This window comes from Ensifer sp. R1-3 (assembly GCF_056739175.1).
The window spans coordinates 2575096-2587351 of record NZ_CP096515.1; the positions used below are offsets into that span (position 1 = coordinate 2575096).

At 63.5% G+C, this 12256-nt stretch carries 13 protein-coding genes and 1 tRNA gene; 8 read left to right on the forward strand and 6 right to left on the reverse strand.

What is annotated here, in order from left to right; all coding sequences use genetic code 11:
• Positions 1-2 precede the first annotated feature (2 nt).
• Entirely contained in the window at positions 3-2003 is a 2001-nt protein-coding gene (locus M1D43_RS12435; protein WP_127597065.1) for a TonB-dependent receptor, read from the reverse strand.
• Complete coding sequence (locus M1D43_RS12440; RefSeq protein ID WP_164819174.1) at positions 2000-3274, reverse strand: MFS transporter; 1275 nt, start codon at positions 3272-3274, stop codon at positions 2000-2002. The genes M1D43_RS12435 and M1D43_RS12440 overlap by 4 nt, the downstream gene beginning before the upstream one ends.
• 108 nt (positions 3275-3382) lie before the next feature.
• Between M1D43_RS12440 and M1D43_RS12445 the strand changes: the two genes are divergently transcribed.
• Positions 3383-4405, forward strand: a complete 1023-nt coding sequence (locus M1D43_RS12445) for a helix-turn-helix transcriptional regulator (protein WP_127597068.1) — start codon at positions 3383-3385, stop codon at positions 4403-4405.
• Positions 4406-4423: 18 nt separating this feature from the next.
• Here the strand turns inward: M1D43_RS12445 and M1D43_RS12450 are convergent, their stop codons facing one another.
• Positions 4424-4645 carry a hypothetical protein gene (locus M1D43_RS12450; RefSeq protein WP_027990407.1) on the reverse strand — a complete coding sequence of 74 codons (222 nt, stop codon included), beginning with the start codon at positions 4643-4645 and terminating at the stop codon, positions 4424-4426.
• Positions 4646-4662: 17 nt separating this feature from the next.
• Between M1D43_RS12450 and M1D43_RS12455 the strand changes: the two genes are divergently transcribed.
• Positions 4663-4791, forward strand: a complete 129-nt coding sequence (locus tag M1D43_RS12455; protein ID WP_153313214.1) for a toxin-antitoxin system HicB family antitoxin — start codon at positions 4663-4665, stop codon at positions 4789-4791.
• A 125-nt stretch (positions 4792-4916) separates the two neighbouring features.
• Here the strand turns inward: M1D43_RS12455 and M1D43_RS12460 are convergent.
• Positions 4917-5006: transfer RNA gene (locus M1D43_RS12460), tRNA-Ser, on the reverse strand.
• Between the two features lie 229 nt (positions 5007-5235).
• Here M1D43_RS12460 and M1D43_RS12465 point away from each other — a divergent pair.
• From M1D43_RS12465 to M1D43_RS12475, 3 genes are all read left to right on the forward strand, one after another.
• Entirely contained in the window at positions 5236-5553 is a 318-nt protein-coding gene (locus M1D43_RS12465) for a hypothetical protein (RefSeq protein ID WP_153313215.1), read from the forward strand.
• A 52-nt stretch (positions 5554-5605) separates the two neighbouring features.
• On the forward strand, positions 5606-6259 hold the full coding sequence (gene msrA / locus M1D43_RS12470; RefSeq protein ID WP_003533440.1) for a peptide-methionine (S)-S-oxide reductase MsrA: 654 nt from the start codon (positions 5606-5608) through the stop codon (positions 6257-6259).
• A 284-nt stretch (positions 6260-6543) separates the two neighbouring features.
• On the forward strand, positions 6544-7536 hold the full coding sequence (locus M1D43_RS12475) for a BMP family lipoprotein (protein WP_003533441.1): 993 nt from the start codon (positions 6544-6546) through the stop codon (positions 7534-7536).
• 75 nt (positions 7537-7611) lie between these two features.
• On the opposite strand, the gene M1D43_RS12480 is transcribed toward M1D43_RS12475, so the two are convergent.
• Both M1D43_RS12480 and M1D43_RS12485 read right to left on the reverse strand, forming a co-directional pair.
• Positions 7612-7821, reverse strand: a complete 210-nt coding sequence (locus M1D43_RS12480; RefSeq protein ID WP_003533442.1) for a SlyX family protein — start codon at positions 7819-7821, stop codon at positions 7612-7614.
• A 79-nt stretch (positions 7822-7900) separates the two neighbouring features.
• Complete coding sequence (locus M1D43_RS12485) at positions 7901-8635, reverse strand: sulfate transporter family protein (protein WP_153313216.1); 735 nt, start codon at positions 8633-8635, stop codon at positions 7901-7903.
• Positions 8636-9020: 385 nt separating this feature from the next.
• On the opposite strand from M1D43_RS12485, the gene M1D43_RS12490 reads away from it, so the two are divergent.
• Genes M1D43_RS12490 through M1D43_RS12500 form a run of 3 tightly spaced genes read left to right on the forward strand, consistent with a single transcriptional unit; the run spans position 9021 to position 12024 of the window.
• Positions 9021-10382 (forward strand): amidase, encoded by a 1362-nt coding sequence (locus M1D43_RS12490; RefSeq protein ID WP_153313217.1) that lies wholly within the window; start codon positions 9021-9023, stop codon positions 10380-10382.
• On the forward strand, positions 10379-11290 hold the full coding sequence (locus M1D43_RS12495) for an ROK family protein (protein WP_010968421.1): 912 nt from the start codon (positions 10379-10381) through the stop codon (positions 11288-11290). Before M1D43_RS12490 ends, M1D43_RS12495 begins: the two co-directional genes overlap by 4 nt.
• On the forward strand, positions 11287-12024 hold the full coding sequence (locus M1D43_RS12500) for a copper homeostasis protein CutC (RefSeq protein ID WP_153313218.1): 738 nt from the start codon (positions 11287-11289) through the stop codon (positions 12022-12024). Before M1D43_RS12495 ends, M1D43_RS12500 begins: the two co-directional genes overlap by 4 nt.
• Positions 12025-12256 lie beyond the last annotated feature (232 nt).

Below are 12256 nucleotides of genomic sequence, written 5' to 3' on the forward strand. Positions count from 1 at the left end.
TTTCAGAACTTGAAGCTCACACGGCCGCCGAAGGCGCGCCCGGTGCCAAGCTGATAGAGATTCCCGTAGGTTGCTTCGGTGAAGCCGTAGACCGCATACGTCTCGTCGAAGACGTTGTTGACGAACACATCGGCGACCACCTGCTCACTCACTTTCCAGCTCAGGCCAAGATCGACCAGGAAGAACCCCTTCTGGCCAATGGTATTGGTTTCGTCGAAGAACACTGATCCGGCATAGGTCATTCCCGCACGAGGAATGAGCTGTCCCCAGCCTTCGGCCAGATCGAATGCGTAGTCCAGCGCGAGATTTGCCGTGAATTCCGGTGCGTAAGGCACCCGATTACCGGTGTAGTCGATGCCAGGATTCACCGAGTTCTCGTATCTGGTGAACGTCGTGCGGTTGAAGCCGAGGCCTCCGGCGATGCCCAGCCGCTCGGTCGGATTGGCGCGGACGGCGAGATTGATGCCCTTCGCGGTGACTTCGCCTGCGTTCTGAAGGTACTTCAGGTACACATCGCCGACGAACAGCTGATAGTCTTTCGTCACATTGTAGTAGGCTGAAAGCGACGCCTCCAGCGATCCGTCGAGCGCTCTGTACTTGATGCCGGTTTCGCCATTGTAGGTGTTCTGCGGATCGTAGGTGAAGGCGATGTTCTCGGGCGTCACATTGCGGGTGAATCCGCCGGCCTTGTAACCCGTCGAGAACAGGCCATGCACGCGCCATTCGTCGTCAAGCGCGTAGCTCGCGCCGAGCTTGGGCGAGACGCCGCCGAAGCTGCGCTCACCGGCGATCGTCACGGCGCCGTCGGCACGCGCCCATGCCTTTTCATAATCGAACCGGAGGCCCGGCGAGATGTCGAGCCTGTCTGTCGCATGCCACGCCAAGTCTCCGAATATTGCATAGGAATCGATCGTCTGCTGCGAAACCTGACCGATCAGCGGGGTCCGCCGCTCGAAATCGAGACGCTGCCCGTATACGCCAACCACATAGTCGAGCGCGTTGCCGAGTTCCGGATCGGAAGCGATACGCAATTCCTGGCTGAATGTCGTCTGGTCCTCGGGCGTCTGAAAACCGAGCGTGGTGCGGTCGAGCTTACGGTCCTGATAGCCGGTCAGCGCCGTGATGGTGGCGAAGTCAAGGTCGTAGGATGCATTGACCCCGAAGCTGGCGGTGTCCAGCCGGTAGCGTGAGTCGATAGGCAGTGCGATGCGGTCGTTGAACATCGATTCCATGACGAATTGCTCTTCGGTAGAATCGACGCGGCCGCGCTGGGTGCTCACCATGACATCCAGCGGGCTGTCATCGGGCGCGTAGCGCAGGCGGATGCGGCCGTTCAGGTCATCGGTTCCGCCGATCTCCTGTCCGCTGCCCAATAAGGTGTACTGGTCGGCCTCCCGTCGGAAGGTCAGGGCCGCGTCACCGTATATCACCCCGTCGATGATCGGCGTATTGAGCAGCAGGCTGGCGTCTCCTCCCTGCGTGTGCAGCGCCCCGGCGGTATCGACACGCAATTCATTGTCAGGCTTGCGCGTCACCACGTTGATGACCCCGCCGATCGCGCCGCGACCATAGAGCGTGCCTTGCGGCCCGTAGAGGAGTTCGACGCTGTCCAGACCGGCAGGGAGCAACTGGCTGAAGATCGAGGGGTCCTGGGGGAGGCCATCGACATAAAGCTGGACGCTCGGCTCATAGTAATCGACCGAGGACTGCCCACGAACGGTGACGTTGGTATAGGCGCGGTTGGAGCGGGACCGGATGTTGGTATCGACAAAAGCCCTGTCCAGTTCGCCGGCGCTGGCAATCCCTCGATCCTGCAATTCCTGCGCCTCGACGATCGCGACCGTGGCCGGCACCTCGAACGCTTCCTGCACGCGCTTCGTGGCCGTGACCGTAATAGGTTCCAGAACGGTGGTCTCCTCTTTCTGCTGCGCGCCGGCAATGCCGGGCCAGGCGAGAGAGGAAAGCGCCAAGACGGATACGCTGGCGAGAAGGGTTCGGCTCATGGGCGGGACTCCTGAACGGGTAAGGATGGGACGACGGCCGTCGACGAATGGCGCGGAAGGAGGATGGCGATGGATCGGGCGCGTCTCAGCGAGCGCCACGCGGCAAAAGCCAGGAGCAGGGCCGTTGCCGCGAACACGACGCCATAGCCGGCGTGCTGGGCGATGACGCCGGCAATCACTCCCATCGCAACGGCGAGGGCCGCATCGAGGCTTTGCAGAACCGCAAAATCCGTCGCTGCCTGCTCGGTGTCGGACCAGTTCATCATCATCGCGTAGAGCGCGACAAAGGACATCGCGACGGCGGCGGCCTGGACCAGCAGCAGGACAATGGCGGCGATGTCCCCCTGCCAGATGCCGAAGGCGAACAATGCGAGACCCGCAAATGCAAGAAGATTGACGGCGGCGAACGCAGCAAGCGTTCTTCCTGATCCGAATCGCTGGACGAGGGCGGCGCCGGCCAGCGCCCCGATGAGCCCGACCACAGCGCCACCGGCGCCCCTGACCCAGCCGATCGTCGCCACAGGGAAGCCGATATCCACCATGAACGGGCTGAGCATCGACGTACCGAGGCGTACGCCGCATTGATAGAGGATAAGAAAGCCGATGCCGCCGACCAGCGGCCGGTTGGAAAGGACCGCGCGGAACCCTGGCCGCCCGCGCGGTCGGGACGCATGGCGTCCAATATGGGTAGCGGCGAGCGTCGGCAGCGTAAGCACCGCGATGAAGCTGGCCATTGCCCACATCGAAGCGGCCCATCCGGCATAGGCATAGATCGGCAGCCACAAACCGCTGCCGATCAGGAATCCAAGATAGCCGCCGGCGGTGCTTGCCCCGCTGGCCTTGCCGCGGGTCTCCTGCGTCGTGGCGCGAACGGCGAGAGAATCGGTTGCAACGTCTTGGGTCGCGGCAACGAAAGCCATCGCGAGGAGAACAATGGAAAGCGTCGGCAGATGGGTCTCAGGGGGAAGATAGGCCGCAACGCCGAAAAAGAAGATCAGGGCAAGCTGGCAGACCAGGATCCAGTTGCGCTGTGTCCCGAACCTGTCGACAAGCGGAGCCCAGAGAAACTTGAGAGCCCAGGGCATTATCAGGATGGCGAGAAAGCCGATCCGGTCGAGCGGCACACCGGTATCGCGCAATGCGACGGGGAGCGCCGTCTGCACCATGCTGCCCGTCACGGACTGGGCAGCGTAAAGCCCGGTCAGCAATCCGAGAACGATGTAGGGTGTGGCCCGTGTGCTGTGTTCGGCTATTCCAGTCAAGTGCAGCATTCCTGTTCGGCGAACGGATTACTGCAGTCGAAAAAACTTGACTATTGCATTCAGGGTTTCCGATAGTGCGATCCGGTCCGTTATTTTTGCGATGACACAGAATCCGGTATGACATTCCATATCCAGCGCCGCACCCTGATCCAGTCCGAGTTGGAATCGGCCGCCTCGATCGGCGTCGATCCCGCCGACGTGGCATCGGCGCAGCCGGTATCGGGCGGCCTTTGCAAGGTGTTCGGGATTCATGCCGGGCTGAATTTGACGGTCTTCGACGTCATCGCAGGAACCGCGCTGGGGGAGCCCGTGCGGAGCGCCCCTTGCTTGGCGATCGACATTCTGTTCAATGCAACCGGACGTGGATGGATATCGCCGCCGGACGGCGGAGAAGACCTGTCCATACCCTACCGGCGGGGGATGATGTATCTCACCTTCGCGCCCCAGGGAGCCACGGGCAGATACGATGTTCCCGCGGGAGCACGGTTTCATGGAATCGACATACGCATTGGGCTCGATTTCCTGGAGCGCTTGGGATGGCTCGGGGCCTTCGCCGTCCTGACCCAAGGGCATCCGCACCATGTCGCTTCCTGCGGCGCCTGCTGGATCGGCGCGCTATCTCTGCCGGAGCGCATCGCAGGACAGGCGAAAAGCCTGCTCGACAGCAGTCTTTTGAACGAGAACGATCTGGCGATGGAGGCGCGTTGCCTCGACATCATCGACGCTGCGATCGCCTGCGTGTCCTCGCCGGCTCCGCTTCCGGCGCCGACCAATCGCGACCGCCGCCGTATCGAGGCCGCTCGCGATATCTTGCTCGATGATCTTTCCCGGACATGGACCATCGCAGAACTGGCCCGGAGATGCGGTCTCAGCGAAAAGCGGCTCAAGGCAGGATTCCAGAAGGAGTTCGGAAAGCCGGTCTATCGCTATCTTCAACTCGCGCGACTGACCGAAGCCAGGCGCATGTTGGCCGAGACGGACAGAAATGTGACGGAGATATCACTTGAAGTGGGCTACACCAGCACGAGCCATTTTGCGCGTGTATTTTTGAGAGAGTTCGGTGTCCTGCCGTCGGCGATCAAGTCGGAAACCCGTAATTCATCGAAAACTCGGCGCCATCTGATCCAAACAGCGTGGTGATCAGACGAAGTGGGCGTCTTACACCGCCCTCATCAAAGGTGCTGCTGCCAGCATCCGTAAATGGCTCGACGAACACGGAGTAAAGCCATGAACAATGTCGTCGAGATCAATGGCGAGAAGGCGGTTGTCGCTTTCGACCCCGAGATTCAGATGCTGCGCGGCGAGTTTGCCGGCCTGAATGGCGGTGCCGACTTCTATGCCGAAAGCGTCCACGATCGATCGAGGAAGGCCGTAGGTCACTGGACGTTTATCTCGAAATGTGCCGGGAAAAGGGCATCGAGCCACGCCGGAAATTCTCCGGCAAGTTCAATGTCCGCCTCGATCCCGAAGATCATGCCGCAGCGGCCGTCGCTGCCGCAGCAGCGGGCAAGAGCCTGAATGAATGAGTCATCGGAGCGATCAGGGAAGCCGCCGCTGAATAGCGGAGACGGGCGCTCGGCACTGGCAGATAGCGTCAAGAATGCTGGTGGCGAATAAAGGACTAACTCAGTGCCCACGCAGTGGACTGAAGTGGCGGACAGAGAGGGATTCGAACCCTCGATACGCTTTCACGTATACACGCGTTCCAGGCGTGCGCCTTCAACCACTCGGCCACCTGTCCATCCTTCTGCAGCCGGCGGTCGATCCGGCTGGATGGGGAAAAGCGAAGCTTCTCCGCGTCACCGGTGAAACCGGGAGACGGGCGCGATATATACCGATGATGCGCGCGGGATCAACTGGTTTCTGACATATTATTGACATGCCTTGAAAGGTGCTGCGGATGACCGGCCATTGCGCTTGCCCGCCCTTGCGCCTATCTCTTGCGCAGGACGAGCCGAAAGGGGGAGCGGATGCGGTTGCTGCTGCGGTTTGCGAGCTTTCTGGCGCTGATGGCTGCGGTCTTTGCAGGGACGATCGATTCCATTCAGTCGGTCGCGGCGTCGGAGCCGGTCATCACTTCGCTTGCCGACGGCATAGCTGCGATCGGATCCGATCAACTGAACTGGGTTCAGTCGCTGCAGCGGACCGGAGCCGGGCCTGCAATGTGGCTCAGGGCGCTGCACTGGGTTCTGGCGCAGCCCGCCTTTGCCGTATTCCTTGCCCTCGCCCTCCTCCTGTGGGTGGCCGGATACAGGAAGAAACCCGCTGCCGGGCGCTTTGCCGCCTGAGCGCCGGAGCCGCACGGCTCGCTCCCATGAGCGCTGACGAAAGGAGCCTCAGATGTTTCTGATCGACATGTTCAACAAGAAGACCATCCTGCCCGATGCCGCAACCGCGCTGCCCGGCCGAGAGGAGGAGATCCCGACCGCGACGACGCATTTCGTGTCGGGACGGCCGCTCAAGGGCCCTTATCCGGAGGGCATGAAGAAGGTCCTCTTCGGCATGGGCTGCTTCTGGGGGGCCGAGCGTCTCCTGTGGGAGATCCCCGGCGTCTACGTGACCGCTGCCGGCTACTCCGGCGGGCTCACGCCCAATCCGACCTATCAGGAGACGACGACAGGGTTGACCGGCCACACGGAGGTGGTGCTGGTGGTCTACGATCCGGCCAAGGTCTCGCTTCAGCGCCTGCTGAAGACATTCTTCGAGGAGCACGACCCCACCCAGGGCATGCGCCAGGGCAACGACGTCGGCACCACCTATCGCTCGGCGATCTACGTCTATGACGAGGAGCAGCTCGCCGAGGCGAATGCTGCGCGCAACGCCTTCCAGAAGGCGCTACGGGTCTACAACCATGATCGCGAGATCACCACCGAAATCGCGAAGGCGGGGCCATTCTACTTCGCCGAGGACTATCACCAGCAATATCTCGCCAAGAATCCGGACGGCTATTGCGGATTGCGCGGCACCGGCGTCAGCTGCCCGATAGGCGCCTGACCCCTCCGCGGCGCGCGAAGCCGACGCTCTCGACATGCCTACGAACTAATGGGGTGCGGACCTATGTCCGCTCCCCTTTTTTGCGCCGTGAGCCGCCTCCGCCGGCCATTTCAGCGGCCGGACTGCTTTTTTACCATCCGAAAAAATTTGGATGTTTTTTTGCCGAAGCCGTGCAAGGATGCGCCCACCCAAGCCTTAAAGAGAGGGGCGGGTTCCGCGGTGGGGGCCCCGTTCGGGACCGGCGGAAGACCCGAAAAGATCAATAGCGACAACAGGGCTTTACAATGAAAAAAACCATCCTCGGTCTCCTTGCATTCTCGATGATGTCCGCGACGGCACTGGCCGCCGACATCAAGCCGGCGATCATCTACGACCTCGGCGGAAAATTCGACAAATCCTTCAACGAAGCGGCCTTCAACGGGGCCGAAAAGTTCAAGACCGAAACCGGCATCGAATATCGCGAGTTCGAGATCGCCAACGACGCCCAGCGCGAACAGGCGCTGCGCCGCTTCGCCAGCGACGGCAACAGCCCGATCGTCATGGCCGGCTTCAACTGGGCCGCGTCGCTCGAGAAGCTCGCCGGCGAATATCCGGATACGAAGTTCGCGATCATCGACATGGTCGTCGAAAAGCCGAACGTCAAGTCGATCGTCTTCAAGGAGCAGGAAGGCTCCTATCTCGTCGGCGTTCTCGCCGGCCTCGCCTCCAAGACCAAGACGGTCAGCTTCGTCGGCGGCATGGACATCCCGCTGATCCACAAATTCGCCTGCGGCTATGTCGGCGGCGCCAAGTCGACCGGCTCGGACGTAAAGGTGCTCGAAGCTTACACCGGCACCACGCCCGATGCATGGAACGACCCGGTCAAGGGCGGCGAAATCGCCAAGTCGCAGATCGATCAGGGCTCCGACGTCGTCTATCATGCTGCCGGCGGCACCGGCGTCGGCGTGCTGCAGGCGGCAGCGGATGCCGGCAAGCTCGGAATCGGCGTCGATTCCAACCAGAACATGCTGCAGCCGGGCAAGGTGCTGACATCCATGCTGAAGCGCGTCGACGTCGCGGTCTACGACTCCTTCATGGCCGCGAAGGACGACAAGTTCGAATTCGGCATCTCCAACCTCGGCCTCAAGGAAGACGGAGTTGGCTACGCGCTCGACGAGCACAACCAGGCGCTGATCACGCCGGAAATGAAGGAAGCGGTCGAGAAGGTGAAGGCCGACATCATCTCCGGCAAGGTCCAGGTTCACGACTATATGACCGACGAGACCTGCCCGTACTGATCGTCGCACATCAGACCGTATTCAAAGGCCTCCGGTTCATCCGACCGGAGGCTTTTTTCGTCGGATCATGAGGCATCAATAATGCGGCGGGCGCGTCACCGGAGTCGCATCTTGCGCCTGTTCTTCGAGGCTCAGGAACCGTTCGGTCAGACGATCGAGCTTGGCGCGCGTCTGCTCGACCACCTTCCATTGCTCCGCCAGTTGGTCCGAAAGCTCCTCGATGGTCTTCAATTGATGGGCCACCGTCTCTTCGAGCCGGGTGATCCGCTCTTCCGCGTCGCGCATCATGCTTCTCCGTCGGTCGGGTTCAAAGTCGGGCGCAGAATGTCGGCGCGTGGCCGGGTGTCAAGGGACAGCGGTGCGATCAGCTTCTCGCAGCCGCAGCCGTGCCCGCAAAACCGGTGTCCCGCGCCGAGAGCATCTTGTGCAGGTGCACCATCATGCCGGCGGCAAAGAGCGGCGTCAGCAGGTTGAGCAGAGGCACGGCGAGGAAGGCCGCCAGCACTAGGCCGGCGAGGAATACGGTCGAACGGTGTTTGGTACGGAAGAGCCGCGCCTCCGCCGGCGGACGATGGCGCATGGCGGCGAACTCGAAGAATTCTCGACCGAGCAGATAGCCGTTGACGAGGAAGAAGGCGACAAGATTGACGCCCGGCACCAACAGCAGGAAGAGCGCGACGATGTTGCCGAGAATGACGACGCCGAGGAACTTCGCCGAACCGGTGATCGCCTCGGCGAGAGGCAGCGGCGTGCCGGGCGCCTCGCCGGGATAGTCCCTTTTCTCCACCACCTCGGCGACATCGTCGAGGAAGAAGCCGGCAATCAGCGCCGTCACCGGCGCCAGCAGCAGCGCCAGCGCGAGCGCGAGCCCCAGGCTCGCGAAGATGCCGACGACGAAAGTGAGCCACCCCGCCCAGTCGGGCGTGCCCGGCATCAGCGCATCGATCCAGGGCAGCGCAAGCCAGACGAAGAGCTCGCGCAGCGCGAACCAGAGCGCGACGAGCGCCAGCAGCGTCAGCCCGATGACCTTCCAGAAGACCGTGCGGGTCTCCGTCGCGAAAAGATTGGCGAAGGCAAGGCGCGCCGCATCGAGAATCATGACCGTCTCCCTGGCCGATAAGTGCAACCGGAAGGCATGTAGGCAGAGCGACCGGCAGGGGCAAGCCGGCAGGAGGCGGTTTTTGGGCCTGCTGCTGCTTCCTTCTGTAGCGACAGCCCTCAAGCCGCCGGTTGCCTTACCGTCGGAGAAGAGCCCCGCCAACTCTACCGCGATAACGAGGAGGGCATTGTCGTGTGCGTCGAACGAATGCGATATGCTGGAGCGGGATGAGGAAAAGTGTGTGCGGTTTTCCGCCGCATCCCCCGTCTCAACTTCTTGGAATCGATCACGTTCATGTTTTTAGGTCGACCCGACCTAAAAACATCGTGATCTAGGGGAAGGAAAATCGTATCCGAGCGCTGGAACGCCAGCCGGAAAAGGTGCCATGATCAACCAACGAACACTTGCGAGCCTCGCCGTTCTCGTGCAGTCCGGCAAGCTCGATCCCGTCGCGCTTGTCGCGGAAACCCTGACGCGGATCGAAGACCACCCCGACCGATCGATCTTCGTCGCGCTCACGCAGGAGCGTGCGGCGCGCGAAGCGAAGGCTGCCTCCGCGCGCATCAAGACCGGCCGCTCCCTCGGGCTGCTCGACGGCTTGCCCGTCGCCTGGAAGGACCTCTTCGATCTTGCCGGCAGCATCACGACCGCAGGTTCCGTCGTTCTGGCTGAAGGGTCGCCGGCCGCCGCCGACGCAACGGTGGTCGCGGACCTCGGCAGCGCCGGCATGGTCAGCATCGGGCGGACCAATATGAGCGAATTCGCCTTCTCCGGCCTCGGTATCAATCCGCATTACGGCACGCCGCGCAATCCGAGGTCCGAGGATGTCCATCGTATCCCCGGCGGCTCCTCCTCCGGTTCCGCCGCTGCGGTCGCTGCCGGCCTCGTACCGCTGGCGATCGGCACCGACACCGGCGGCTCGGTCCGTATCCCGGCGGCAATGACCGGCATCGTCGGCTACAAGGCGACACGCGGCCGCTACGCGATGAAGGGCGTCTTCCCGCTCGCGCAAAGCCTCGATTCGCTTGGCCCCCTTTGCCAGACGGTGCAGGATGCAGTCTGGGCCGACGCCGCCATGCATGGGCTGACCGCGCCGGTGATCCGCCGCGCCGAGATCGCCGATCTTTCCATCGTCGTTCCCGAGACGATCGTCTTCGACGATGCCGAAGCGGAAGTCGTGGCCGCATTCGAGGAAGCGATCAAGCGCGTCGAAACGGCGGGCGCGAAGGTCCGGCGGCAGGCCTTCCCGAGCTTTGCGGAAGTTTTCGAGCTTACCGCCCGCCACGGCGCTCTGGTGACGGCAGAGGCCTATGCGCTGCACCGGGAACGGCTGGCAGCGCCTGAAGCGGAGCGCATGGACCCGCGCGTCGTCGCCCGCACCCGCCTCGGCGAGAAGATCACCGTCAGCGATTACATCGCCCTCCTCGACGCCCGAGACCGGCTGATCCATGAGACCATCGAGACTCTCAAGGCCGGCGAACTGATCGCGCATCCGACCTTGCCGCATGTGGCGCCGCCGCTTGATCCGCTTCTTGCCGACGACGATCTCTTCTTCAAGGTCAATGCCAGGACGCTGCGCAATACCTCGATCGGCAACTTCCTGGATCTCTGCGGCGTCTCCATTCCCTGCGGGACGGGTGCGGCCGGCATGCCGGCCGGCTTCCAGCTTGCAGCACCTCATCACCAGGACGACCGCCTGCTTTCCGCAGCACTCGCCGCCGAGGCGACCATCCGGGGCGACGCATGATCGTCTGTTTCGACATCGGCGGCTCGGCGATCAAGGGCGCGATCACCCATTCGCCTGAGCGGATATTCCCGCTGCCCCGGCGCGCGACGCCGCTCACGGATTTCGGCCGCTTCGTCGAGGCGATGGAATCCGTGCTCGACGAAGCGGGGGGCCTGCCCGAAAGGGTGGCGATCTCGATCACCGGGGTGATCGATCCGGAGACGCGCCGGATCAAGTGCGCCAACATTCCCTGCATCGACGGGCGTGAGCTCGTCGCCGAACTCGAAGCGGCACTGCACCTGCCGGTGGTGATCGCCAACGACGCCGATTGTTTCGCGCTTGCCGAAGCCGGTGTCGGCGCCGGGCGCGGCCATCGCATCGTCTTCGGTGCCATCCTCGGCACCGGCGTCGGCGGAGGGCTCGTGATCGACGGCCGGCTGATCAATGCCGATGGCGGCTTTGCCGGCGAATGGGGCCACGGCCCCGCCGTCGCGGCCGCGGCCGGACACCCGCCCATTGCCATACCGGCCTTTCCCTGCGGCTGCGGCCAGAGCCGCTGCGTCGATACGGTCGGCGGTGCACGCGGGCTGGAACGGCTTCATGAGACGGTCCACGGCAAGGCGCTCTCCAGTCACGACATAATCGAAGGCTGGCAGAACGGAAACGCCGAGGCGGCGCGGACGATCGACGTCTTCGTCGATCTGGTGAGTTCGCCGCTGGCGCTCGTGATCAACATCACCGGGGCGACGATCGTGCCGGTGGGCGGCGGCCTTTCCAATGCCGAAGCGCTGCTCGCCGAGATCGACCGGGCGGTGCGGGCGCGCATCCTCAGGCGTTTCGATCGGCCGCTCGTCGTGCGTGGCGAGTGCCGGGTGGAGCCCGGCCTGATCGGCGCCGCCCTGCTCGGCTTCGGAGGGAGATCGGCATGAGCCGCATATCGCTGGAGGTCTGCGTCGACGATCCGGATGGTCTGGAGGCAGCCGTTGCCGGCGGCGCCGATCGCATCGAACTCTGTTCGGCACTTGGCGCCGGAGGGCTGACCCCAAGTCCCGGCCTGATGGCCGTCGCCGCTCCGCCGCCGGTGCCGGTCTATGCGATGATCCGGCCGCGGGCGGGCGATTTCATCTATCACAGGGCAGACCTCGAGGTCATGCGACGCGACATCGATGCGGCGCGGCATGCCGGGCTCGCAGGCGTCGTGCTCGGCGCATCGCTCGCCGACGGCCGCCTGGACGCGCGCATGCTGACGAAACTCGCCGGCCACGCGGCAGGGATGGGGCTCACGCTACACCGCGCCTTCGATCTGGTGCCGGATTTCGCCGAAGCGATGGAGATCGCCGTCGATCTCGGCTTCGAACGCATCCTGACCTCGGGCGGCGCGAAAACGGCACCGGAAGCGGTCGATACGCTGGAACGGCTCATCGAACTGGCGGCGGGACGGATCTCGATCATGCCCGGCTCGGGCATTACCAGCGACACAATCGAAGCGCTCGTCCCTCGGCTCGCCATCACCGAGGTCCATTCATCCTGCTCAAGTGCTGAGCCGGCTAATGACATGCGCCTCGTCGAGATGGGATTCGCCGCGCCGGAGCGCCGCCGCACGGACGCGGCAAAGATCAGGGCGATGCGGGCGCGGCTCGATGCGCCGGCGGCAAAGGCTTGAGAACAAAGGCTTCCGCCGGCGTCCGCCCCTCATCCCGCTGCCGCGACCTTCTCCCCGCAGGCGGGGAGAAGGGACAAGCGGCGCCGACTGAACCCCGCATTCACCGCCCGCCCGAGGGAGCGAGTGGGCGCGGCATATCCCTTCTCCCCGCCTCCGGGGAGAAGGTGGCGGCAGCCGGTTGAGGGGCAACCCCGACCGAGCGGGGTTGAGGCGGTTGGGTTCCCGAGGGATC